Annotated in this window: 20 protein-coding genes; 7 read left to right on the top strand and 13 right to left on the bottom strand. The window is 61.1% G+C overall.

The genetic code is table 11. The features are described 5' to 3' along the window. Positions 1-70: 70 nt before the first annotated feature. The 4 genes from ACWFSR_RS02955 to ACWFSR_RS02940 form a co-directional block, all read right to left on the bottom strand. Positions 71-598 carry a hypothetical protein gene (locus tag ACWFSR_RS02955; RefSeq protein ID WP_307783928.1) on the bottom strand — a complete coding sequence of 176 codons (528 nt, stop codon included), beginning with the start codon at positions 596-598 and terminating at the stop codon, positions 71-73. Between the two features lie 75 nt (positions 599-673). Further along, positions 674-1,090, bottom strand: coding sequence for a GNAT family N-acetyltransferase (locus ACWFSR_RS02950; RefSeq protein WP_447523037.1), 417 nt, complete (start codon positions 1,088-1,090; stop codon positions 674-676). A gap of 59 nt (positions 1,091-1,149) precedes the next feature. After that, positions 1,150-2,148 carry a ribonucleotide-diphosphate reductase subunit beta gene (locus tag ACWFSR_RS02945; protein WP_197107705.1) on the bottom strand — a complete coding sequence of 333 codons (999 nt, stop codon included), beginning with the start codon at positions 2,146-2,148 and terminating at the stop codon, positions 1,150-1,152. A 79-nt stretch (positions 2,149-2,227) separates the two neighbouring features. Beyond that, positions 2,228-4,669 carry a ribonucleoside-diphosphate reductase subunit alpha gene (locus tag ACWFSR_RS02940; protein ID WP_197107707.1) on the bottom strand — a complete coding sequence of 814 codons (2,442 nt, stop codon included), beginning with the start codon at positions 4,667-4,669 and terminating at the stop codon, positions 2,228-2,230. A 226-nt stretch (positions 4,670-4,895) separates the two neighbouring features. Between ACWFSR_RS02940 and ACWFSR_RS02935 the strand changes: the two genes are divergently transcribed. After that, positions 4,896-6,104, top strand: a complete 1,209-nt coding sequence (locus tag ACWFSR_RS02935) for an MFS transporter (protein ID WP_197107709.1) — start codon at positions 4,896-4,898, stop codon at positions 6,102-6,104. 90 nt (positions 6,105-6,194) lie between these two features. Here ACWFSR_RS02935 and ACWFSR_RS02930 read toward each other — a convergent pair whose 3' ends face one another. Genes ACWFSR_RS02930 through ACWFSR_RS02915 form a run of 4 tightly spaced genes read right to left on the bottom strand, consistent with a single transcriptional unit; the run spans position 6,195 to position 10,618 of the window. Continuing rightward, positions 6,195-7,193, bottom strand: a complete 999-nt coding sequence (locus ACWFSR_RS02930) for an aldo/keto reductase (RefSeq protein ID WP_447523036.1) — start codon at positions 7,191-7,193, stop codon at positions 6,195-6,197. 18 nt (positions 7,194-7,211) lie between these two features. Beyond that, positions 7,212-9,083, bottom strand: coding sequence for a carbohydrate-binding domain-containing protein (locus tag ACWFSR_RS02925; RefSeq protein ID WP_447523035.1), 1,872 nt, complete (start codon positions 9,081-9,083; stop codon positions 7,212-7,214). Between the two features lie 21 nt (positions 9,084-9,104). Beyond that, positions 9,105-9,977 (bottom strand): VTC domain-containing protein, encoded by an 873-nt coding sequence (locus ACWFSR_RS02920; RefSeq protein WP_447523034.1) that lies wholly within the window; start codon positions 9,975-9,977, stop codon positions 9,105-9,107. Further along, positions 9,974-10,618 carry a DUF4956 domain-containing protein gene (locus ACWFSR_RS02915; protein WP_197110373.1) on the bottom strand — a complete coding sequence of 215 codons (645 nt, stop codon included), beginning with the start codon at positions 10,616-10,618 and terminating at the stop codon, positions 9,974-9,976. The genes ACWFSR_RS02920 and ACWFSR_RS02915 overlap by 4 nt, the downstream gene beginning before the upstream one ends. A 154-nt stretch (positions 10,619-10,772) precedes the next feature. Here ACWFSR_RS02915 and ACWFSR_RS02910 point away from each other — a divergent pair, with 154 nt between their 5' ends. Further along, positions 10,773-11,480, top strand: coding sequence for a M50 family metallopeptidase (locus ACWFSR_RS02910; protein ID WP_197107717.1), 708 nt, complete (start codon positions 10,773-10,775; stop codon positions 11,478-11,480). 50 nt (positions 11,481-11,530) lie between these two features. Here the strand turns inward: ACWFSR_RS02910 and ACWFSR_RS02905 are convergent, their stop codons facing one another. From ACWFSR_RS02905 to ACWFSR_RS02895, 3 genes are all read right to left on the bottom strand, one after another. Continuing rightward, positions 11,531-12,778 (bottom strand): FAD-dependent oxidoreductase, encoded by a 1,248-nt coding sequence (locus ACWFSR_RS02905; protein WP_447523033.1) that lies wholly within the window; start codon positions 12,776-12,778, stop codon positions 11,531-11,533. Between the two features lie 99 nt (positions 12,779-12,877). Continuing rightward, complete coding sequence (locus tag ACWFSR_RS02900; protein ID WP_447523032.1) at positions 12,878-13,705, bottom strand: alpha/beta fold hydrolase; 828 nt, start codon at positions 13,703-13,705, stop codon at positions 12,878-12,880. A gap of 50 nt (positions 13,706-13,755) precedes the next feature. Beyond that, complete coding sequence (locus tag ACWFSR_RS02895; RefSeq protein ID WP_197107727.1) at positions 13,756-13,968, bottom strand: hypothetical protein; 213 nt, start codon at positions 13,966-13,968, stop codon at positions 13,756-13,758. A 313-nt stretch (positions 13,969-14,281) separates the two neighbouring features. On the opposite strand from ACWFSR_RS02895, the gene ACWFSR_RS02890 reads away from it, so the two are divergent. Then, complete coding sequence (locus ACWFSR_RS02890; RefSeq protein ID WP_447523031.1) at positions 14,282-15,160, top strand: DUF4349 domain-containing protein; 879 nt, start codon at positions 14,282-14,284, stop codon at positions 15,158-15,160. Here the strand turns inward: ACWFSR_RS02890 and ACWFSR_RS02885 are convergent. Both ACWFSR_RS02885 and ACWFSR_RS02880 read right to left on the bottom strand, forming a co-directional pair. Continuing rightward, complete coding sequence (locus tag ACWFSR_RS02885; RefSeq protein ID WP_447523030.1) at positions 15,157-16,197, bottom strand: LLM class flavin-dependent oxidoreductase; 1,041 nt, start codon at positions 16,195-16,197, stop codon at positions 15,157-15,159. The genes ACWFSR_RS02890 and ACWFSR_RS02885 overlap by 4 nt on opposite strands. 133 nt (positions 16,198-16,330) lie before the next feature. Next, positions 16,331-17,386 (bottom strand): LacI family DNA-binding transcriptional regulator, encoded by a 1,056-nt coding sequence (locus ACWFSR_RS02880; RefSeq protein ID WP_447523029.1) that lies wholly within the window; start codon positions 17,384-17,386, stop codon positions 16,331-16,333. 164 nt (positions 17,387-17,550) lie between these two features. Between ACWFSR_RS02880 and ACWFSR_RS02875 the strand changes: the two genes are divergently transcribed. The 4 genes from ACWFSR_RS02875 to ACWFSR_RS02860 all read left to right on the top strand — a co-directional run bounded on the left by ACWFSR_RS02875 (position 17,551) and on the right by ACWFSR_RS02860 (position 23,112). After that, positions 17,551-18,819, top strand: coding sequence for an ABC transporter substrate-binding protein (locus ACWFSR_RS02875; RefSeq protein ID WP_197107733.1), 1,269 nt, complete (start codon positions 17,551-17,553; stop codon positions 18,817-18,819). A gap of 63 nt (positions 18,820-18,882) precedes the next feature. After that, the gene (locus ACWFSR_RS02870) at positions 18,883-19,854 is read left to right on the top strand and encodes a carbohydrate ABC transporter permease (protein ID WP_447523028.1); all 972 of its coding nucleotides are present in this window, start codon (positions 18,883-18,885) and stop codon (positions 19,852-19,854) included. A 10-nt stretch (positions 19,855-19,864) separates the two neighbouring features. After that, positions 19,865-20,746 carry a carbohydrate ABC transporter permease gene (locus ACWFSR_RS02865; RefSeq protein ID WP_447523027.1) on the top strand — a complete coding sequence of 294 codons (882 nt, stop codon included), beginning with the start codon at positions 19,865-19,867 and terminating at the stop codon, positions 20,744-20,746. 50 nt (positions 20,747-20,796) lie between these two features. Further along, positions 20,797-23,112, top strand: a complete 2,316-nt coding sequence (locus ACWFSR_RS02860) for a beta-xylosidase/alpha-l-arabinosidase (RefSeq protein WP_447523026.1) — start codon at positions 20,797-20,799, stop codon at positions 23,110-23,112. Positions 23,113-23,234 lie beyond the last annotated feature (122 nt).

Raw genomic sequence — 23,234 nt, 5'->3', positions numbered from 1 at the left:
CCAAGAGAGCAGTGACGAATATTCAGCGGATGCACGGCTCAGCGGCAGCCCCGGAGCACGAATGCGGGGCTTAGTACTCGCCCTGCGTCGCAGCTTCGAGCTCGGCCAAGTTGATGGTGCGCAGCTCACGAAGCCGTGTATCGCGGTCTTTCAGGTACTGCGGATCAGCGGTCGGAATATACGAATCGCGCAGCTTCGCGATAATCGCCGTGCCAATCTCACTCCACGCTAGTTCGCGCGCCTCATCGATGATGGCTGAAATGAGTTCGCCATTCATGGATGCCTGGCGCAGGCCCTCAGCGAGCCCCGCCTGCACGGCGCGGTTGCGGTCAGAGTGGGAGCCACGAAGCAGCGGTTCCGTCTGCTCGGCGAGGTGGTCGAATTCGACGTGCACCAAGCCAGCTAACGCACCGTCGTCGTAGTCGAGGTGGTCACGGGCGGCATCCACAATAATGCGGTTCTTGACGGCCATTCGCACGGCATTACGCGCGATCAGCACGCCCTCTTCGACTACCCGTTCGATGGGTGCCGCTTCGACAGGCTCGGGCGCCTTAAACTTGCCCAAGTTAAGGCGCGGGCGCCGCCGAAAAATACTCACAGTGCAATTGTTCCGGGTTAGGTCGATGAGGGGTATCCCCCATCCGGTGCAGCTTAGATGGCGAAGCTGAACGGACTATAAAGACTTCTCATAACAGACGCTGAAAGGGATCGCTGCGTAGGTGCCGAATACATCGATGCGTTCGTAACCAAGGCTCTCGTAGAGCGCCATTGCGGGCGTCTGCAAGTTGCCCGTCTGCAGAATCAGTGAGCGTGCATTCGCTTCGCGAGCAACTGCTTCTAGCTCGAGCATCAGCAGACGCGCTGCGCCTTTGCCACGGTGACGAGAGTCGACGAATACCTTTTTCACTTCAAGCGATTGCTCAAAGGGACGAAGGGCCGCATGCCCAATCACTGTGTCTCCGTCGAGCACCAACAGCGTGTGGCTGATGTCATCGGGCGAGACAGTCAACGCCGCTCTCACCGCGGTGCGTCCGGCATCGTCAAGATCAGCCTGACGGCCGGCATAGATCGCGCCCGTCTCTTCATCCATCGCCGCTCGCTGCTCGACCGCTCGCGGGTCTAACCAACCGACCCGCGCAACGGTCAGGCTCACTCGACTTTGGCTTTGGTGGTTGCCGACGCGTTGGCCTCGTATGAGGTGTTGGTCGACTCAAAGAAGTTCACGAGCTCAAGAGTGTCATTGGCTGTCGCCATCCACTTGGCCGGGTTCGAGACCTTGTAGTGCGCCTCGAATCCGAGCTCCTCCAAACGACGGTCAGCCAGGTACTTGACGTACTGGTTGATGTAGTTGGCGTTGAGGCCGAGAATGCCACCGGGGAGCAGGTCGTGGTTGTAGGCCTCTTCCATCTCCACAGCATCCAAGATCATCTGGCGAATTTCGTCAGCGAACTCTTCGGTCTGAATCTCGGGGTTCTCTTCGAGCACCGTGAGAATCAGGTTGATACCAAACTTGAGGTGCAGGCTTTCGTCGCGAACAACCCAGTCCATGAGCGAACCGAAGTTGCGCAGCAGGTTGCGCTGGCGGAACGACAAAGCAACCATGAAGCCCGAGTAGAACCAGATGCCTTCGAGCACCACGTTGTAGGCAACGAGGTTACGGATGAAGTCCTGCTTGCCCTCGATGGTGTTGATGTCGAGAGTTTGCTCCGTCATGCGACGGATGTACTTCATCTCAAACTCTTCCTTGCGCGCCATCGACGGCACATCAACGTGAGAGTTGTAGGCCGCTTCACGGTCGATGGGGAAGGTTTCGAGAACGTACTCGAAGCTCATGCAGTGGTTAGCTTCTTCCCACATCTGCTTCGCGAGGTACAGCGAGCATTCTGCGGCAGAAACGTAGGGGTACACGCCGAAAGCGAGTGCCTTATTGACGAGCAGCTCATTCGGGTTGAAGTAGCTCATGAGGAACGTCACTGCGTGACGCTCTTCATCAGTCATCTTCTTGAAGTCGGCGATGTCTTCGCCCAGCTGGATCTCGTTAGGGAACCACGTGTTGGCGACGGCCTGGTCGTACAGGTCCATTGCCCACTGGTACTTGATCGGCTTCAGCAGGAGGCCGTCTTGGAGGCCTGTTCCTAGAATTCCCATTACTGGCAGCTATCGCACTGCAGGTCGTCCATGGGATCGACGGGAACGAAGTAGTCGTCTGTGGTGTTTTCGCGGTTCATTATGCTTCTGCCTTCTTTGCGAACCCGCCGAAGCCTCGGCGTGCGGGGGTTGATGATGCTGCTGTTGCTCCGGTCTCAGACGCGGCAGCCTTAGTCGACGAGATCTCCTCGGACTTGTTGACCTTGACGGTCGACTGCTCTGCCTGGTGGCGGGGCTTCATGTGGAGGTAATAGGTGGTCTTGACGCCGCGCGACCAGGCGTCGAAGTAGATGTCCATCATGTCTCCGAGGTCACGCGTCTCGAGGTACATGTTGCGGCTGATCGCCTGGTCAATCCACTTCTGGGCACGAGCGGCAACCTCAAGGAACGCATACGGCGAGAGCTGGAAGCTCGTCTTGAATACGGCCTTGATGTCGTCGGGGATGCCGGCAACGTTCTGGATGTCACCCTGGCTGCGCAGGATGGCTTCGCGGTTCTTTTCCCACAGTCCGTGCTCCTGAAGAGTCGCAACAAGGTTGCGGTTCACTTCGAGGAACTTGCCGTTCGAGGTTGAGCGGCTGAAGATCTGCGAGAACTGCGGGTCGAGGCCGGGCGTGGTGCCCGCAACGAGACCAATGGATGCGGTGGGTGCGATCGCCATGAGCGTTGCGTTACGCATTCCGCCCTTGACCTTCTCGCGCATGGCATCCCAGTCGAGGCGTGTCTTGCGGTTGACCTTGATCTCCATGCCACGGTCTTCTTCCGTGAGCGCGATGGAGTCGAGCGGCACGAGGCCCTCCGACCAGCGGCTGCCTTCGAAGTTCGTGTACGAGCCACGCTCCTTAGCGAGCTCGGTGCTGGCGTCGATCGCAGCGTAAGAAACGTGCTCCATGATTTCGTCGATGAGGTCGTAGGCCTCTTCGCTCTCGTAGCTGTAGCCGAGCTTCTCGATGATGTCGGTGAAGCCCATCACGCCGAGACCAACCGCACGGTTCTGCTCGTTGGAGAAGTCTGCTTCTTTCACGCTGGAGCGAGTGATGTCGATGAGGTTGTCGAGCTGGCGCACAGCCAGTCGAGCGCTCTCGGCGATCTTCACGAAGTCCACTCCGCCCTCGGGGAGGAGGTGACGCGAGAGGTTGATCGACGCAAGGTTGCAGACGGAGACGTTGTCTTCATCCTGCGGGAGCGTGATCTCGGTGCAGAGGTTGGAGAGGTGGATCGTGCCCGTGTTGTTGTTGAGCGCACGGTTGTTGATCGTGTCTTTGAAGGTCAACCACGGGTGGCTCGACGTCTGCAAAGAGATGAGGATCGACTTGAACTGCTCGCGAGCACCGATCTTCTTGAACATGTGCATTTCGCCGGCATCCGCCATCGCAACATATTCGTTGTAGCGCGTGGAGAATGCCTGGCCGTACAGCTCGTTGAGGTCAGTGACTTCGAGCGGGTCGAAGAGGTACCAGGAGTCGTCGTTCTGAACGCGCTTCATGAACTCGTCGCTGATCCACACGGCCGTGTTGGCGGTGCGGGTGCGACGGTAGGGGTCACCAGAGTTGCTGCGGAGTTCGAGGAACTCCGGGAAGTCCATGTGCCAGTTCTCCATGTAGAAGCAGAGGGCGCCGAACTTCTTGCCACCGCGGCTGACCGCACGCAGGATCGAGTCGATCGTGTGCATGAACGGGATGGGACCGGTTGAGGTGGTGTTGTTGGAGCGGATGGGCGAACCCTGAGCGCGAAGCTTGGTGACCGAGAGGCCAATTCCGCCGGTGCCCTTGGTGAGCCACATGACATCGCGCGTCGTCTTGGCGATGTGCTCCATGTCGTCTTGCATTTCCATGACGAAGCAGTTGGCGAGCTGCGGGTAGATCGTTCCCGCGTTCACGAGAGTGGAGCCGGCAGCCAAGTATTCGAGGCTCGACATCTTTTCGTAGAACTTGAGGGCAGCCTCGTTCGGGTTCGCTTCGTTGAGCGAGAGGCCCATCGCGATGCGCATCCAGAAGTACTGCGGAACCTCAAGAGCGTCGCCGTTGCGACCCTTGATGCCGTAGCGGTTGTTGAGGGTGACAACACCGATGTACTTGAGCAGCTCGTCGTGAGCGGGCTCAAGGTGCTCGGCGAGAGCATCCAAGTCGAACATGGTCGTGAGGCGCGGGTCGAGCAATCCCTCTTCAACGCCACGGATGACGTTGGGGCCGAAGTGCTCTTTGTGCAGGCGCTTGAGATCAGCAGCGTCGGTGTAGTCACCGAGAACGCGCTTGTAGATGGTCTTGAGGAGAAGACGGGCTGCAACGGTGTCGAACGCCGGGTCGTCTTTAACGTTCTGGAGCGCTACTTGGATAACAGCTTCGTCGAGCTGCTGCGTCGTGATGCCGTCAAACAGCGTCAGTTCGAGCTCGGAAGCGATCTGGGTTACCCACGTGATGTTGTCGTCGAGACCAGTGGCGGCATCTTCAATTGCGAGGTTGATCTTGTTGGCGTCATACGGCTCTCGCTGACCGTTGCGCTTGACGACTGTAATTGCCACGAAAACTCCCTAAAATCCCCATAAAACCTCGAAAACCGCGACCCCCGGCCAAGCGGTCTCACCACTATATATCGTGGGTGCCACCTGTCGCCAACCCTAGATGTAGTGGGCGTGTCCTCCACAGGTGTGGATAACTTCGCGGAGTTTTCCACAGCCTAGGGATAACCACTGACACCCGAAAACCCGCTGAAATCCGGGCCATTTGGCCAGCTAAGCTGGAGTCCTTGTGAACGCATACATCGACCTGTTGAAAACTCCGGGCATCGCCAGAATCATTGCCGCCCAGCTCACCGCGCGACTGCCCGGCGGCATGCTTTCGTTGGCGATCCTTCTTCACGTCGAGCAGATCCACAATTCCTACGGTGCTGCCGGCCTCGTGCTCGCCGCAACGAGTATCGGGCAAGGCGTGGCCGGGCCTCTCACGAGCCGCTGGATGGGCATTTGGGGAATGCGCAAAGTGCTCATCCTCACCCTCATCATTTCAGCGACCGCAATCTTCACCATCGCACTCGCTCCGCTCAGCGTCGGCATGTTCATGGTCGTGGGTCTCATCGCTGGACTCAGCAACCCGCCCGTGCAGCCTGCTGTGCGCACGATCTACCCCAAAATGGTGAACTCGAAACAGCTCACCCCACTGTTCTCTCTCGATGCCTCCGCCCAAGAAATCATTTGGGTTGCCGGCCCTGTAGTTGCTACTTTCCTCGCGATCCAGATCTCGACCACCACGGCCATTGTGGTTGCTGGCGCGTTTCTCATCGGCGGCGGAGCCTGGTTCATTGCCAGTCCCGAAGTCGGTCAGGTGCGCATCCCGCGCAGCAAACGTTCATTCGGCACCGTACTTCGGCGCCGCCCCGTCTTGCTGGCAACGATCACCGGGTTCCTGCTGGTCGGCGCGGCATCAGCAGTCGAAGCATCCGTCGTTTCAGTGTTCGGTCATGACGGCCCTCAAGCAGGCTTCGTGCTCGGCATCTGGGCGATTGGTTCACTCCTTGGCGGCCTGTTCTTGGGCCATTTGCCCATCGGACCATGGGCACTCGCCCGTCGCATGTTCATCGTTTTCGTCGGCATGGCCTTGGCGATGATCTACCTCGACTTCTGGTGGCTCGCCGCCATGCTGCTCATCGCTGGGGTCGGCATCGCGCCAGCATTCGCCGTCATTTTCGCCATCGTTTCCGCCAGCGTAAAGTTCAGCGATACCGCCGAAGCCTACGGCTGGGTCGGCACTGGTCAGCTCATTGGCGCAGCTCTCGGCTCAGCAATCGCCGGATTCCTGATCGACCTTCACGGGCCCATCGGCGGGTTCTGGGCGGCAACCGTCATCGCCGCACTGGGAGCACTCGTCCCCGCACTACTCCGCGGTTGGCACCCCGACCTGCGCGGCAAAGACGCGAGCCCCATCCCCGACACCGAACCGATCAGCACACTGCGCCAATAGCAACCGCGTCAGGCAGACACTCCCGGCGAGAACACCCGGCTACACGTCTGAGCATGATCGTGGGTGCGGATGCTCGGGCTCCTGCTCGTGCTACCAGCGCGGATGCACAGCCGCACGGAAGTGGCGGTCGTAAATGTCGCGCACCCCGGCCATGAAACCCTCGCTCAGCTCCGGCACTTCGCCAGCACCAGCATTGGACTGAGCCTGAGCAACGTTGCGTGCTCCCGGAATCACTGAACTGACGCCGGGCTGCTGGGCCACCCACGCCAGAGCAACCTGCGGGGTCGAGAAGTCAGCAACAGCGGGCTCGGCAGCGAGCAGCGCCGCAAACTCCCCCGCTGCAGCAACTCCGGTCTCGAAGTCGACGCCGGAGAAGGTCTCGCCCACATCAAACGCTTCACCGTTGCGGTTGTAGGTGCGGTGATCGTTTTGCGCGAACGTCGTATCGACGCGGTACTTGCCGCTGAGCAGCCCCGAGGCCAGCGGAACACGGGCAATGATGCCGACGCCGGCATCGAGCGCGGCCGGGAGTACCTCATCCAACGGCTTGAGACGGAACGCGTTGAGGATAATTTGCACGCTCGCGACGTTAGGTCGCGCGATCGCGGCGAGCGCCTCATCCGCGGTCTCAACACTCACGCCATAGGCCGCAATCGCACCGTCGGCAACGAGGGTGTCGAGGTCGTCAAAGACAGCATCCATGCTGAAGACCGCGGTGGGCGGGCAGTGCAGTTGCACGAGATCGAGGGTGTCGACGCCGAGATTGCGGCGCGAGCGGTCAGTCCATTCGCGGAACTTGGGGAGTGTGAAGTTGCTCGGGTCTTGGGCTTCGCGGCGCCCCATCTTGGTGGCGACCGTAATGTCGAGCTCAGGCCGGTCAGCGAGGTAGCTACCAATGAACTTTTCGCTGCGACCATCACCATAGACATCGGCGGTGTCGAAGAAGGTGACTCCACCATCCGCTGCGGTGTCGAGCACGCTGCGAGCATCCGCCTCGCTCACGTCACCCCAGTCCGCACCGAGCTGCCAGGTGCCAAGACCGATTGCGGAAACAGAGCGGCCGGTGCGGCCGAGAGTGCGAATATCCATGGGATAACGCTACGCCCTCTAGCGGTCGGTCGGCACGCCATCAGTGGGTGCCTGGCGCTCGGGGCGGTCGGTAGCACCGGTTCCTGATCTGGCGCCTGCCCGCTCTCCCGAAACACTGCCGACAGGGTCTTCGCCGCCGATAGCCGTCGACACGAGGGTGGCCGCTGAGTCGTCGCCCGCGTGTGCAAAGCCGCCAAGAATGGTGTCGCCCACGGCGCCGCCGGTATAGGCGTCGTAGCTTGCACCGGCCACGATCACGTCAGAGCTAAAGACAATCGACTGGGTTGTTTTCAGGGTGGTGAAGGCCGCCACCGCATTGCCGGCGCTATCGACGAGAGTCACCACGGTGTCCGCGGGGAGGTCGGTATCGAACGTGAACGAGACAGTGGCCTGTTCGGATTCGGCGTCCGGCGCTTCTGCCATTGCTGAGCTGCCTGCTGCAAGAAGTGTTCCGCCCGAAATGGTGAAGGTGCTGTCGGTATCGAGCGCGCCATTGCGACTGTCGGTGGTGCCGGTGACAACGATCGTTCCGCCCTCAATGCTGGCCACACCGTTCACGTCAATACCGTCGCTGCCAGAATCGATCAGAATCTCCCCACCGGTGATCAACAAAGTGTTAGTGCTTTCGGCGGCGTCCTCTGTTCCCGTCGCTGGCCCACCAGCTTCGTCGCCGTCAGAACCGTCCGATGACGACACGTTGATGCCATCGTCGCTCGCGGTGACATCGATGAAGCCACCCGAAATCGTGACGGCCTGACCTTCGATGCCCTCGGCACTCTGGGTGATGAGCAGGGTTCCGTCGCTGATGTAAGCGGTGCCCTCGGCGTGGAAACCGTCATCACCGGTTGCGAGCGTGACGTCGCCCGAGGCGAGGTGAATGGCGCCATCGGAGTGCACCGCGTCATCCGAAGAATCGACGGTAATGCTAGCGCCCTCGAGCACGGTGAAGTCGCCTGACTTCAGCCCCTTCGACGACACATCAGCATCGGCGAGAACAGCGGCCCCGCCACCGGCCACCACTGCGAGTGAGCCGCCCGTGACGACCAGATCGGTTTCTGCCTGCACGCCGTCGCCCGCGGCATCCACAACCACAATGCCTGCCGTGATCGCAATGAAACCGCGAGTTTCTTCGTCTTCGTTGTCAGCTTTGAGTCCGTCGCCGCCCGCCGTGACCGTGACGTCACCGCCCTGAATCACGAGGTAATCCTTGCCACGGATGCCGTCATCAACGGCGTCGACAGCGATGCTTCCCGAGTCGATCGTGAGCCCATCGGAGCTCGCGATCGCATCGTTCGCGTTGCCGGTTACCGCGAGCGAGCCGTCACCCCAAATGAGGAGATCGGTACTGCTATCGAGCGCTGCCCCCGCCTCGGAATCCTCGGCATAAGCGCTCGTGTCACTGAGCGAATTGGCGCTGCCACTCGCCAGAGCAATCTGTGCCTCATCCGCCGCCGCGAAATGGATCGCGGCCGTGGTCGAGCTGGAGATATCCGCACCATCGAGCACGAGACGCACAATGCCATCGTCGGCGGTATCGACAATGACCTGGCCATCATCGAGGGTGCCACCGAGCACATAGGTACCCGCCGTGGTGATCGTGATCGTGCTGCCATCAATAACCGCACCGGCACCACTGGCGATTGCCGTCGACCCCTGCAGAGCGATCGATACTGCCTGCGCCACGGTGTAGTCAAAGTCGGTGGATGCCGTGGGCTCGGTGTCGTTCGCCGCCATGACCTGCTCGGCATTCTGCGTCGCGTCAATATCCAGAGCCCCTACCGCGGCCGCCTCAGACGCGGTGTCGCCGAGGGCCGTAGTGGAGCATCCGGCCAACACCACTGTGAGCACAATCGTGGAGAGACTGACGGCAAAGAGCTTCGACTTTCTCACGGCATCCTTAGGGTGGGGCGGTTAGGCGGCGAGAACCGAGGCCGGGTCTTGGGCTTCAAGGGCCGGAGTGAAGTGGCGGCGCAATACGCGTGCCCACCGGTTGTTGGGGAGTTCTGGCCGCAACGCAGCGAGCCCCGTCGCAAACTTGGAAATGCGGTCGGGGCGGTGCCCCATTCGCCACAGGATGCGGTCAACCTCGCTGGCCTGACCTGACGACTTCGTCTCCACAATCACCGTGTCGGCGAACGACAGCTCAGTAGTGCCGAACTCGGCATCGTCGAACTCGGAGCTGTCGTGCTCGGAGCTGTAGGGGCCGTCGGCGGCGTGCTCGTCGGCGGCAGTGCGCTGCCAGGCGAGTGAACTGTCGATCGTGCAGCGGCTGCCACTGGCAGGCAAGAACAGGGTGGTGCGGGTGTAGCGGGTGGTGAGCACCGGCTCCATTGTCTCCGTATCGATTCCCTCGACCGAAGCGTCGTGCAGCAGTTCGTCGATGTAACCACGGCCGGCCTCCGTGAGGTGATCGCGCTCGTCGAAGCTATACGGCAAACGCTGCTTGGCGGTGGTTCCCCGCGAGCCCTTGGTCTTGACCTCGAGGTAGCAGTCGCCGGTGTCCATGTAGCTGCGAGTGCGAGCCTTGAAGCGGCGACGACGCGGGTGGGCCGCCAGCAAGTAGCTGGCGGCATCCGGAGTATCGAAGTAGACCGATTCGTAGTCGAAGTGCTGCTGACTGTTGATCTCCAGCACCCTGGCCTGGTCTTCAAGCTCACCGAGCAGTGCGACCAGATCCGAAGCCGGCACCAGATACTTGCGGTCAACGCGCGTCAGGAGAGAGGCCCGTTCGGCCAACTCCTCAAGCGAGATCGTGGCGAAGCGTTCGGTGTTGGGGGTAGTCATCGGTGTGCTCCTTCCAGGAGCTCTGACGCGGTGGTCGGGGTGGTGGCAGTCGAGGTGTGGGCGCCGCCGCTGATCCGGTAGCGCACATCCACGACGGTGGTGTCGTTGACAAGGTCAAGCTTGGTGATCGTGAGGGAGTGCACCTGAGCGCCAAGCAGGTTCTCGAGGCGCAGACGCAGGATGGACTCGTCGGCGATTGCGGCATCCAGAGTCACCGTCTGCTGACGGTAAGCGCGGAACAGTCGCGGGCTATCTCCGAAGGTCATGACCAGCAGAATCATCGCCATGAGAGCGGGAGCCACAAAGCTAGCGAGGGCCGTGCTGGTAGTGGTACTCGAGAGGTCAGCCGCGCCGAGCCCGGCAATGAGACCGAGAGCCAGAGCCGCGAAGTAGTAAGCCACCTCGTGTTGCGCGATCTCAGAAGAGCGCAGACGGATGATGGAAAGCACGCCGAAGAGGCCGAGACCGAGACCAACACCCACCGCGCTATCGGCGAGCATGACCGTGACGGCCATGACACCCACGTTCACGATGAGGTAAGCCACGAGCAGGTCGCGGCGGCGGTGGCGAGCAAAGTACAGAGCGAAGGTGAGAAGGCCGATGGCGACAAGGTCAAGGGCGATCATGGTGAGTTGGCTCATTGCGGGCCTCCAGGTTGGTGCGGACGGTGATCGTGCTTTCACGCTGATACTCATTGAGCCCGAGAACCCTATGTACTTTCTATGAACAGACTTCGCGCGGCGTGGGAGTCTGAAGCTGGCTCAGAATGAACGCCGCAGGTGAGAGAATTCGAGGATGGATGCCCTCCTCGACTCTCTCGCCCGCACAACGCCCGTCGACATTTCGCCGACCCTGCTGATCGTGATCGTGGCCGCCGCAGCCGTGCTGAGCATCCCGCAGCCGATTTGGAAATGGTTTGGACTCTTCACGACCCTCGTGCACGAACTCGGGCACGCCGTTGGCGCGATCCTGACGGGTCGCTTCGTTCACGGCATGAAAATCCGCATGAATCACTCGGGCGAAGCCGTCAGCAGCGGGCGTGGCAAACTCGGCTCCGTCATCAGTGGATCGCTTGGCTACCCGGCTCCCGCAATCGTCGGAGCCGTGCAACTCTGGTGCGTCACGCAGGGCTACACCGCTATGGCATTGTTCGTCGGCGGGATCATCCTCGTGCTCACCCTGCTCGTGATCCGCAACCTCTTTGGCTTCCTCGTTGTCGCCGTCTCCGCCGCCGCGAGCGCCGCCCTCTGGGTGTGGGCAACGCCCGAACAGCAAAGCTACGTATTGCTGATTATCGCGATTGCGCTTCTCGTGGGAAGCGTGCGCGGCCTCGCCACCGTGATCGGCGTACACACTCGTCGCCGCGACCAGCTGAACACCTCAGACGCCTACCTGCTCTTCAAACGGACAGGCGTCCCGTCGGTCTTCTGGCTGCTCGTGTTTGCTGCGCTGATCGGTGCCAGCGTGGTCTGGGCCGTCACCATGGTTCTCGAAACGTACTAGCGCGGTCTCGCCTGTCTAGGCCAGAACGGCCGGAGCTGCGCTGATCGCTGCTAACTGCGCGGCCGCAGAATTCCGCGTGCGATGCGTTCCGGGCGGAACCCGTAGCCCACAAGCCTCGCCAAAAGAGGACGAAGGCGCGGGAGAACCACCGCGATCACAAAGCGTTCGCGCAAGCGCGGTGGGTTGTGCAGAACGACTCCACTTGTCGCGCGATTGATGAGCCGATGCGCTACCCGTTGCATGCGCTGCATGAGCGCCGTTGGAAGCGCGCGGCGACGCTGCAGCGCAGCACACGCCGCATCGATCGCTGCGGCATCCGTTCCCTTGCTCCGCAGTGTGGGAACCAGGATGTTCGCGAGAGCAACCGCATCCTGAATCGCGTAGTTGATGCCCACGCCGAAAGCGGGCGACATGGCATGGGCGGCATCCCCGATACACAGCGCGCCAGGAACGGACCATTCGCGCAAGCGGTTGATCTGCACCGACAACAGCTTCACATCATCGAAGCTGCCAATCTCGGCCGTGACGTCAGCCAGACGCGGGGCGATGCTCGCGATCGTGTGACGGAAGGCTTCGATGCCGGCCGTCTGAAACTCAGGAAAAGTGCCCTTGCGGATGAGGAGCCCGCACTGAAAATAGTCCGGCCGCGGAATCGTCACGAGAGCAGAACCATTCCGGATGTTCGCCAAGGTATCCCGCATGGGTTGTGTCGGCCGCGGCACCCGAAACCACAACACATCAATGGGAACGCCGTAATCAACGGGCACCAAACCGAGCGAGTCTCGCACGGCAGAATCGCGCCCGTCAGCCGCAATCGTGAGCGCGGCATTCACGCGCACAGGGCCATCAGGCGTGCTCGCCTCAACACCGACCACTCGGCCGTTTTCCTGAATTTCCGACTGCGCGGTCGCCTCAAGCACCAGCCGGAACGAAGGCTGTGTGCGCGCTTCCTCAACGAGCAACGTCAACAGATCCCACTGCGGCATGAGCGTGACATAACGATGCGGGGCAGGCAGGGTCGTGAAATCAACCGCCTGCACTCGGACGCCATCAATGACTGCATCCAGACTCGACAGTTCGCTGTGCTCGATCGCTTTCGCAGAGGTGCCGAGCCCCAACTGGTCGAGCAGATTCAGTGTGGACGGGTGCACCGTATCGCCGCGAAAATCGCGCAGAAAGTCAGCGTGCTTCTCCAACACCACAACATCGATGCCAGCGCGGGCAAGGATGAGCCCGGCCACAATTCCCGCCGGACCTCCGCCCGCAATACAGACAGTGGCATCGAGTTGTCGAGCCATAAGAGTTCCCTCCGTTGGCCTCCACGGTACTCCCCCGCTTCACAGCGGTTCGCGACTGCGCTGCTGGGCTGCGCTGGTTCGCTCTTGCGCTAGTGCGCGCTATCGCTGCTTGTCTGCAAGCTCATGGCCCGCGTCAAGAACGGCGACCAAACGCTTCGCGAGTCGTTTGCGCACGAGGTGATCGTTCGCCTCGACCCGGTGCATGGTGACGTGCCTCATCTGTTCGATGATGCGCATGGTGCCTGGCGCAATGAATTGGTCGAGCGAGCCGTAGACAACGTCGATGGGGACGCGCACTGCGGCGATGTCGCTCACGGTGGTTTGTGTCTCGATACAGTTCTGAAGGCTCAGCCCGAATGCCCGCCAATTGTGCTCAGAGACGTCGAGAATGTCATCGAGCTGAAAAAGTCGGCGAAGAGTGTCGACGGTGTTCATGGTGAACTCTTTGTTCGTCCGCAAGAATTCGTAGGCCCGCATGTAGGCCCCGACTCGCGCCCGAATGAGCGGGTCGCCGATCTGGTTCGGCGGAACATAGATGGGCGGGCTCACGAGCACCAGCCTGCTCACCTTGCTCGGGTGGGCTGCGGCGTAGCGGGCTGCGAGAAGACTTCCGAGAGAGTGCCCGACGAGAATGAATGGGGCATCCAACTTGAGGGAGTGGACCGTCGACCGGATGGAATCGACGTGATCTTCGATCGTGTAGTTCGAGTCTGCAGGGCTGGGTGATTCTCCGAAACCCAACAGATCGAACGAGATGCAGCGGTAGTGATCCGACAGTTGCGGGATGACGTGCGCGAACGTCGCCGCTGATGAGGCAATTCCGTGAAGGAAGATGATCACGGGACCATCACCCTCATCCGCGGCGATGTTCAGGAGGGGTGCTCGTGACGGCAGTATCCTGCGTCGAAGTGCGCCCCATAAGTTCATGGCCCTAGTATCCCAGCCTTAGAAGGTCGGATGCGGGACCAGAGCACTTATTAGCGAAGGTCTTCTTTGTATTCGTTCTTCGCTTTCGTGGCTTCGCTCTCGGCTTTCGCACGTTCGAGGTCGGCTTCGGCCTTCGACACTTCGGCGTCAGCCTCGACTTGGTCGGCGGCGTCGCTCACGCGTTCCTTGGTGTCATCGACGAACTCACCTACCTTCTTGGCAGTGGCTTCGCCGGCATCCTTTGCGTTATCAATGAGACCCATGATTGCTCCTTGTGTTGGTAATCCGCGTCTTTCGCGCCCCCTGTCGAGGCACTATTTCACGATACCGACGCGGTGAGAGCAGGTTCATATTTTCCATGGAACACCAAGAGTGCTCCCAGATAACGTTAAGGTCACGCTCCGGCCTCGCTCACCCTGCGCGCGATAACAATCCGGGGGTGACGCTCGAATCGTGACAAACGTTGGGTAGTTTTTCGCCATTGTTCAGCCCACCATGGAAACCATGAGGCGCACACTATTCATCACCACAGCATTGGCACTTTCCGCTTTAACCCTGTCGGGATGTTCGGCAGGGATGAGCGACACATCCACGAGTGAATCCCAAGAGTTCCTTGTGGATCAGGTGGAGGCCGGCAGCTCCGGCGACTCGGCCGTTCTGGACCAAGGCGCACCCGCCGCCGACGGCGCGCTAGTAAGCGAATCGGACATCAGCCGCGAGGTCATCACGACGGGCTACATGTCCGTCATCGTAGAAACCCCCGCAGATGCCACCGCCGAGGCGATTCGCATCACCGAATCCGTCGGCGGTCGCGTTGACGCCCGCAACGAATACGCCCCGTCGGAGCACACCGGCGGAAGCTCGACGCTTACGCTGCGCATTCCGGCATCCGATCTCACTGCCACTCTCGACAAGTTCACGGGCTTAGGTGAACTGCAGGAGGTATCGACCAACGCGGTCGACGTCACGATGCAGTCGCGTGACCTCGAGGCTCGCATCACCGCGCTTGAGGCATCCGTCGACCGTTTGCTTGCACTGCTCACCACGGCAGACGACACCGATACGCTCATCCAGTTGGAGACCGCGATCTCGAGCCGTCAGGGCGAGCTGGAGAGCCTGAAGTCACAACAACGCTACTTCGACGATCAGGTCGCGATGTCCACGCTGACTCTCAGTTTGGTCTCTGAGGCCGAGGCGCCCAGCGTCGAACCAGGCAACTTCTTCGACGGACTCAGTGCAGGCTGGGCCGCCCTCGTCACCTTCTTCTCCGGGCTGCTGGTGCTCGTCGGCGTACTGCTCCCGTGGATCATCTTCCTCGCCATCGTCGCCGCAATCGTTGTGATGATCGTGCGATTCGCCCTACGAAACCGACGCGTCAGCTCGGTGACTGCCACAACCCTCCCCACCGACCCGGTGTCCGGCGAGGAGCCTGCCGAGAAGGTGAAGGCCGACTAGGCCTTCTCCGCCAGCAACTCCCGCACCCGAGGAATGACCTCGGTGGCGTACAACTCAATACTGCGCATCATGCGTTCGTGAGGCAGGGTCCCTGCGCTGTACTTCATGTCGAATCGCTGGATGCCGAGGGCAGAGATAGTGTTCGCTATCTTCTGTGCCACGGTCTCCGGCGATCCGGCGTACATGGAGCCGTGCTTCACTTCGCCGATGAACTCATCGACGCTCGACTCGGGCCAGCCGCGGTCGCGACCGATGCGGTCACGCATCGTCTTGTAGTGCGGCCACAGCTCCTCAACGACATTGTCGTCGGAGTCGGTGATGTAGCCGGGCGAGTGAACGGCGATCGGCAGGTCGGGTTGTCCCAACTCGGCCAGCGCGTTGTGGAACAGCTGCGCATAGGGAGCAAAGCGCTCGGGCTGGCCACCGATGATGGCCAGCACCAACGGCATCCCGTAGCGGGCCGCGCGCACGACGGACTCGGGGCTTCCGCCGACACCGATCCAGGTCTTGAGCGAACCGGATTCGGTGCGCGGAAAGACTTCTTGGTTCTGGAGGCCGGCGCGCAGAGTGCCTGACCACGTGACGGGCTCCTCCTTGATGAGCTCAGAGAACAGGTCGAGCTTCTCGGAGAACAGGGTTTCGTAGTCGGCGAGGTTGTAGCCGAAGAGCGGGAACGACTCCGTGAAAGAGCCGCGACCGAGGATGATCTCCGCGCGGCCGTTCGACAGCGCATCCACGGTGGCAAAGCGTTCGTAGACGCGCACGGGGTCATCAGAGCTCAAGACCGTAACGGCCGAGCCCAGCTGGATGTTCGTGGTTGCGGCAGCGAGCGCGCCGAGCACGGTTTCGGGAGCAGTGATCGCGAAATCATCGCGGTGGTGCTCGCCCACCCCGAAGTAATCAATGCCGAGCTTGTCGGCAAGCACTCCCTCAGCGACAACGTTGCGGATGACTTGCGCCTGGCTGAGCGGCGCACCGTCTTCATCTACCGTGACGTCGCCAAATGTGCCGAGTCCAAACTGAACCTGCTGATTCACGAGCTCCCTTTCGCTGAGACGCCGATCGCGTCTGTAGGCAAAACCGTAGCCGGGCATCCGCTATTCCGCGATTGCGGCGGCTGACCCCGCCAGATGGCGGTCGGGCGGATGCGGGGCTCGCCATCGCGGCGCGTTAGACCGAGTCGCGCCGCACGAGAGAGGTGGGCAGGGTGTCCCTGATCGGCCCCGCCGCCGGAGCAGCAATGAGTTCGGCGAGCGCGGTCACCATTCGAGCGCCGAGTTCTTCCAGCGGCTGACGTACCGTCGTGAGCCGAGGTTCAAGGGTTGTCGCAATCACGGTGTCGTCGAAGGAGACGAGCGCAACGTCTTCGGGCACGCGACGCCCTCGCGCCTTGAGCGTTCCCACTGCCCCAGCCGCCATAAGATCGGACATCACGAATACGCCGTCCAGATCGGGGTGCTGGTCGAGCAGGAGCCCCATGGCCTCCGCGCCTCCGGCCGTTTGAAAGTCTGACTCGGCGACAAGGGAACTATCGAGACCATGGGCGTCGAGGGCCTGCTGAAAACCTCGAAGACGGTCTTGAGAGACGCCCATTCCGTGAGGACCAGTGATGACGCCAATGCGGCGTCGACCGGCAGCGATCAGTGCCTCCGCAGCGAGCGTGCTGCCGCCGACGTTGTCGGAGTCAATATACGACAGCGGAACGTCGACCGATTCAGTGGGGCGTCCCAGAAACACGACGGGAAGATCTGACTGCGCGAGCAAGCGAGGAAGCTCGGTGTTGTGCGCTTCGAGAATAACCATGGCGCCGTCGACGTGGCTTGCTTCGAGGAAGCGCAGAAACTTCTCATCGCTCTCATCGTTGGCGCGCAGCAGCATCACGAGTTGCTGATCGGTCTTGGCGATCTCCCGGATGGCTCCGTGCAGGGCCATCGCGAAGAACGAGTTCGTCATGCCCTCGATGTTCGTTTCCGACACGATGAGCGCGACCGAGTCATGACGGCCGCGGGCCAACGAGCGAGCTGCAGGGTTGGGGCGAAAGCCTAGTTTTTCGGCTGCGCGCTGCACAGCAGCGCTGCGCTCCGGGTGCACGGTGAGCTTGCCGTTGATCGCGCGAGAGGCCGTGGTGCGCGACACACCGGCTTCACGCGCGACGTCGTCGAGGGTAACCATCTGCACATCATCCCCTGCCTCGTCGCAATTCGTGGAATGCGCACCGGTGATCATTGCGAATCTTAGGGAAGCGCAATCTTTTTGTTGTCTTTGCCGACATAAGCCTATACGGTGGCATTACTTCATCAAGGAAGCGCTTCCTCGACTAAACCTCGAACGTCTCTTCCGAAATGAATGCCCCCTTAATTCCCCAATCACACCTCAACGTGGAGGACGCAATGTCAGCGAAAAAAATTGCCAGAACAGTGATCGCGGGAGGCGCAGCTCTTGCGCTTCTTGCCGGATGCTCGGGCGGAGGTGACACCGACGGAAAGATCACCCTCGACGTCTGGACCTTTGGCGGCATGGGCCTCGACGAAGCATTCGCGGTCTACCAAGAGGAAAATCCCGACATCATCCTCAAGGTCACCAATGCTGGCGGATCTGACGAACAAGCTCAAGCGCTCACGACCGCCCTCGCCGGCGGCAAGGGTCCCGATGTAGCGGCGATCGAAGTCGGCTACATGTCTCAGTTCAAAGCTCAGCCGCAAAACTTTGTTGACCTGCGCACCCTCGGTGCCGACGACATCGAAGGCACTTATCTCGATTGGCGCTGGTCTCAAGGCGTCGCCGCCGACGGTTCCGTTGTCGGCATCCCTACCGATGTAGGCGGACTCGCGATGGCCTACCGCACCGACCTGTTCGAGGCTGCAGGGCTCCCCACGGACCGCGATGAAGTGAGTGCTCTCTGGCCCACCTGGGATGACTTCATCGACGTCGGCACCCAGTATCGCGAAGCCACCGGCAAGGGCATGATCGACAATGTCAATAGCGCGATCTTCAACCCCGCCGTGCGCCAAGGCGACGAAATGTACTACGGCTCAAGCGACGATGACCTCGTCTACGACAGCAACCCCGACGTGCAAGAAGCGTTCGGTTACGCCCTCGACGCCATCGACGCCGACATCACATCACGCACACCATCCTGGAGTGAAGCGTGGAACGCCGGCATGAACAACGGCGACTTTGCCGTACTTGCCGCTCCGTCATGGATGATGACCTACATTTCTCAGCAAGCGCCCGACACAGCCGGAAAATGGGACATCGCAGCAGTTCCCGAGAACGCCGGCAACTGGGGCGGTAGCCAACTCACCATCCCGGCGAAATCTGATCACCCTGAAGAGGCGTTCGCCTTCATCGAGTGGCTCATGTCTCCCGAGCGCCAGCTCGAGATCTTCCAGGCCCACGGCAACTTCCCGTCGACTCCGGAACTCTATGAAACTGCAGACATCCAGAACTTCACGAGTGAGTTCTTTAGCGATGCCCCGGTCGGACCGATCTATGCCAACAGCGTGGAATCCATCAAACCGATCTTCGAAGGTCCGCAACAGCGCATCATCGACACCGCGATCTTGAATACGCTCTCGCAGGTCGAGAACGGTGAAGAACCCGCGGCGGATGCGTGGCCTAACGCAATGAAGAACGTCAAGACTGCCCTCGGCGGCTAGCGCTCTCGGGGTGGGCTCACGCTCGTGAGCCCACCCCTCCCATCCCCCGTCAAGGAGTTCGCCATGGTTTTGTCTGCCCCGCCCCGTTCAGCCCCTGCTCGTCAGCTCGCAAAGAGTGCCGCTCCCCCACCTCGACGCCGCATCAAGTCGGCGTCGCGCATGGATGCCTGTGCTCCCTATATGTACATCGCTCCGTTCTTCGCACTGTTCGCGGTGTTCGGTCTGTTCCCCACCGTCTTCACGTTCTATGTCGCACTTTTCGACTGGAACCCGATCGGCGGTCAAACGTTCATCGGCTTTGAGAACTTCGTCACTCTTTACGGAGATGAACGCTTCTGGAATGCGATGCGCAATACCTTCAGCATCTGGATTCTCTCGACGGTGCCGCAGCTGCTGCTCGCGCTCTTTCTGGCCCAGTTGCTCAACAATGCGCGTTTGAAGTTCGCGAACCTCTTTCGGATGACGATGCTCGTTCCGTACATCACCTCGGTGGTGGCGACGACTATCGTCTTCGCGTCGCTCTTCGGTCGCGACTACGGCCTCATCAACAGCTTCCTCAACCTCTTCGGGATCGAGTCGATTGACTTCGCGGCGAACACGTTTGCAAGCCACATCATGGTCTCCACGATGGTGCTGTGGCGCTGGTTCGGCTACAACACGCTGATCTATCTCGCAGCACTTCAGGCCATTCCGAAAGACATTTACGAGGCGGCCGCTATCGACGGCGCCGGCGGATTCAAGCAGTTCATCTTCGTCACGATCCCCTCGCTTCGACCGGTCATCATCTTCACGGTGATCGTGTCGACCATCGGCGGTCTTCAGATCTTCACGGAACCCCTGCTGCTCTCTTCCCCTGGCCTCACGGGCGGTGCCGGTCGCCAGTTCCAGACCCTCAGCCTGTTCATGTACGAGCAAGGATTCGGTGATTTCAAGTTCGGCTACGGCTCCGCCGTCGGAGTGACCCTCTTCGCCTTGATCGTCGTGTTCTCCGTCTTCAACTATCTGCTCTCTCGTCGCATCACCTCAGACGAATAAGGACGCCATCATGACCACTTCCGCAACCGCCCCAGTCACGACTGTTGTTGGTCGCCTCCGCAAACGCGCCTTCGCCGGCCGTGTGCGTTGGTGGACCTATGCCTTCCTCATCGCCGCCGTCTTCTTGAGCGCCTTCCCTCTCTTTTGGATGTTCGTCGTCTCGACGAATGATTCAGCAGCGGTCTCGCAAACACCCCCAACCATTCTTCCCGGCGGAAACTTCTTCGCGCTTGCCGAGCAGGTCTTCACGACGGTTCCGTTTGTGCAGAGCTTGGCGAACTCGTTCATCGTGGCAGGGAGCATCGCGATTGCTCAAATGATCCTGTCCACTCTCGCCGGCTTCGCGTTCGCGAAGTTGCAGTTTCGGGGCAGGGATCCGCTCTTCATCGTGGTGCTCATCACGATGATGGTTCCCACGCAGCTCGCGGTAATCCCGCTCTACATGATCATGTCGAACCTCGACTGGATCGATTCGCTGCAAGCGCTTATTGTGCCCGGCATGGCGAGCGCGTTCGGTATCTTTTGGATGCGTCAGCACCTCTCGACCGTTCTCAACAACGAGCTCATGCAGGCAGCACGAATCGACGGCTGCAGCACCTGGCAAATCTATTGGCGCATTGCATTCCCGCTTGTGCGGTCCGCTGCCTTCGTGCTGGGCCTTCTCGCGTTTGTCACCGCCTGGAACGACTTCCTCTGGCCGCTCATCGTGATCCAATCGCCCGAAAACTACACGGTGCAATTGGCCATCAAGGCGCTGCAGCGGCAGTACTTCGTCGACTACGGCCTCGCCATGTCTGGATCGTTCCTCGCGACAATTCCGCTACTGATCCTCTTCATTTTCGTCGGCCGCAAGATGGTTGCCGGCGTCATGGATGGTGCATTCAAGGGGTAATCCCTTTGCCTGCCGCCAACACCAGTTCGCTTCCACCCCAGAAAGAAACCATGACTCTCTCCACCACTGCACACCCCGACCTTTCCGAAGTGAATGATCAGGTCGAACAGCTGATCGCCCAGATGAGCCTCGAAGAGAAGCTCGCACAACTCGTCGGCATTTGGGTGGGCGCGGGCGCCGATGGCCAGAGCGTGGCACCGATGCAGAGCGCCCAGGATGACGGCGCTCACGACTTCAACGAGTTCTCGAAGAACGGGCTCGGTCACCTCACGCGAGTGTTTGGAACGGTACCAGTCAGCCCCGCCGCTGGTCGCTCCGCGTTGGGCCGCACCCAACGGTGGTTGCGAGACAACACTCGGCTCGGCATCCCCGCGATCGCGCATGAAGAGTGCCTGACCGGTCTAGCCGCTTGGCGAGCGACCACCTTCCCCACACCTCTGGCGTGGGGCGCGACCTTTGACCCCGCCCTCATCGAGGAGATGGGGCACGCGATCGGCGAGAGCATGGCGAAGCTCGGGGTCCACCAGGGGCTCGCTCCTGTGCTCGATGTGATTCGCGACGTCCGCTGGGGACGCGTTGAAGAGTGCATCGCCGAAGACCCTTTCGTTGTCGGAGAGCTCGGATCCGCCTACGTGCGCGGCTTGCAATCAACCGGCGTCATCGCCACCCTCAAGCACTTTGTCGGGTACTCAAATTCGCGGGCGGGGCGCAACTTAGCTCCGGTCCATGCGGGGCCGCGCGAAGTCGCCGACGTGCTGCTTGTGCCCTTTGAGATGGCCGTGCTGGATGCGGGCGTGGGCTCGGTCATGCACTCGTACGCCGAAATTGACGGCGTGCCCGTGGCATCCGACGCCACTCTCTTGACTGACCTCTTGCGCGACCGCTGGGGCTTTGAAGGAACCGTCGTCGCCGACTATTTTGGCGTCGCATTTCTTGAAACGCTGCACCAAGTTGCCAGCGACCTCGGCGACGCGGCCGCTCAAGCGTTGACCGCGGGCGTCGATATCGAGTTGCCTACGGGCAAGGCCTACTTGGCTCCGCTCGCCGAGAAGGTTCGCAACGGCGACGTCGACCCCGCGCTCGTCGATCGGGCGCTGCGCCGGGTGCTCGTGCAGAAGCAGCAACTCGGGTTGCTTGATCCCGAGTCGGCCACGTTCTCGGTAGATGCCGATACCGAAGAGATCGATCTCGACCCGCCGCACCACCGCGCAATCGCCGCGGCCATCGCCGAGAAGTCGGTCACCCTACTGAGCAACGGTGGCATTCTGCCGTTGGCTCCGGATGCTCGTATCGCCGTCCTGGGCCCTAACGCGCACCGCACAGCGGCCATGTTCGGCTGCTACTCCTTCACCAATCACGTGCTCGAGCGTCATCCGGATGTCGACATGGGCTTCGAGGTTGAGACCCTTTTCGAGAGCCTCCACCACGATTTCAGTTCAGTGCTCGGCTTCGCGCAGGGCTGTGCCGTGGATGACGATGACACCTCAAATATTGCCGAGGCTGTCGAACTCGCTGCCGCCGCAGGGGTCGCTGTGATTGCCGTCGGTGATCATGCAGGTCTCTTTGGCCGTGGCACCGTAGGGGAAGGCTGTGACCGTGACTCTCTTGAGTTGCCCGGTGTGCAGCGTCGGCTCGTCGAGGCCGTGCTCGACACGGGAACGCCGGTTGTGCTCGTCGTGATTTCCGGCCGACCCTATGCGATCGATTGGGCTGCTGCTCGCGGCGCGGCCATCATTCAAGCGTTCTTCCCTGGTGAAGAAGGTGCCGCAGCGATCAGCGGTGCGATCAGCGGTCGGATCAACCCTTCGGGTCGACTCGCCGTTTCGGTGCCGCGCTCAGCGGGATCGCAACCGTACTCCTACCTTCACCCGCGCCTCGGCGAACCGAGCGAAGTGTCGAACCTCACGACGGCCCCGGCGTTCCCGTTCGGTTTCGGCCTCAGCTACACGAGTTTCCGATATTCGGATGCGGGCGTCGATTCCGAGACGATCGCTGCCGATGGCAGGTTCGACATCCACTTCACGGTGACGAACACGGGCGACATCGAAGGCGACGAAGTCGTTCAGGTGTACGCGAACGATGTCGTGGGCTCTGTCACCCGGCCCATGCGTCAGTTGGTCGCCTTTACTCGAGTAACGCTTCAGCCGGGAGAGTCGCGAACCCTCTCGATGAGCATCCCGACCACGCGCATCGCGTTCAGCGATCGCAGTATGACGCGCATCGTCGAACCGGGTGACGTGCGGCTGTGGCTCGGCAGCGACTGCGAGACCGAAGCGGCGCCGCTCGGAACGGTCACGATCACCGGGCCCGTTCACCCCGTGACCACGGACGACAGTCGAAACGTGGACATCACCGTCGTCGCGTAGGCGGCCTGGCTTTCGGCGGGCGACAGAGCATCGCCCGCCGAAATAGCGGATGCCGCACCGCCCGTACTTGTCCCATGGGCACGCGGGCTCCGCACACAACAGCGCCCCGGTCAAGATGGTGA

Source organism: Salinibacterium sp. NYA9b, assembly GCF_976973725.1.
The sequence above is the reverse complement of the archived record's forward strand: the minus strand, read 5'-3'. Positions and strand labels throughout refer to the sequence as shown.

What these genes read in the sequence shown, in the direction of transcription:
- ACWFSR_RS02950 (WP_447523037.1), bottom strand. Translation starts at nt 1,090, where the DNA reads ATGGATGAAGAGACGGGCGCGATCTATGCCGGCCGTCAGGCTGATCTT.
- ACWFSR_RS02945 (WP_197107705.1), bottom strand. Translation starts at nt 2,148, where the DNA reads ATGGGAATTCTAGGAACAGGCCTCCAAGACGGCCTCCTGCTGAAGCCG.
- ACWFSR_RS02930 (WP_447523036.1), bottom strand. Translation starts at nt 7,193, where the DNA reads ATGGATATTCGCACTCTCGGCCGCACCGGCCGCTCTGTTTCCGCAATC.
- ACWFSR_RS02920 (WP_447523034.1), bottom strand. Translation starts at nt 9,977, where the DNA reads ATGACTACCCCCAACACCGAACGCTTCGCCACGATCTCGCTTGAGGAG.
- ACWFSR_RS02915 (WP_197110373.1), bottom strand. Translation starts at nt 10,618, where the DNA reads ATGAGCCAACTCACCATGATCGCCCTTGACCTTGTCGCCATCGGCCTT.
- ACWFSR_RS02910 (WP_197107717.1), top strand. Translation starts at nt 10,773, where the DNA reads ATGGATGCCCTCCTCGACTCTCTCGCCCGCACAACGCCCGTCGACATT.
- ACWFSR_RS02905 (WP_447523033.1), bottom strand. Translation starts at nt 12,778, where the DNA reads ATGGCTCGACAACTCGATGCCACTGTCTGTATTGCGGGCGGAGGTCCG.
- ACWFSR_RS02900 (WP_447523032.1), bottom strand. Translation starts at nt 13,705, where the DNA reads ATGAACTTATGGGGCGCACTTCGACGCAGGATACTGCCGTCACGAGCA.
- ACWFSR_RS02895 (WP_197107727.1), bottom strand. Translation starts at nt 13,968, where the DNA reads ATGGGTCTCATTGATAACGCAAAGGATGCCGGCGAAGCCACTGCCAAG.
- ACWFSR_RS02890 (WP_447523031.1), top strand. Translation starts at nt 14,282, where the DNA reads ATGAGCGACACATCCACGAGTGAATCCCAAGAGTTCCTTGTGGATCAG.
- ACWFSR_RS02880 (WP_447523029.1), bottom strand. Translation starts at nt 17,386, where the DNA reads ATGATCACCGGTGCGCATTCCACGAATTGCGACGAGGCAGGGGATGAT.
- ACWFSR_RS02875 (WP_197107733.1), top strand. Translation starts at nt 17,551, where the DNA reads ATGTCAGCGAAAAAAATTGCCAGAACAGTGATCGCGGGAGGCGCAGCT.
- ACWFSR_RS02870 (WP_447523028.1), top strand. Translation starts at nt 18,883, where the DNA reads ATGGTTTTGTCTGCCCCGCCCCGTTCAGCCCCTGCTCGTCAGCTCGCA.
- ACWFSR_RS02865 (WP_447523027.1), top strand. Translation starts at nt 19,865, where the DNA reads ATGACCACTTCCGCAACCGCCCCAGTCACGACTGTTGTTGGTCGCCTC.
- ACWFSR_RS02860 (WP_447523026.1), top strand. Translation starts at nt 20,797, where the DNA reads ATGACTCTCTCCACCACTGCACACCCCGACCTTTCCGAAGTGAATGAT.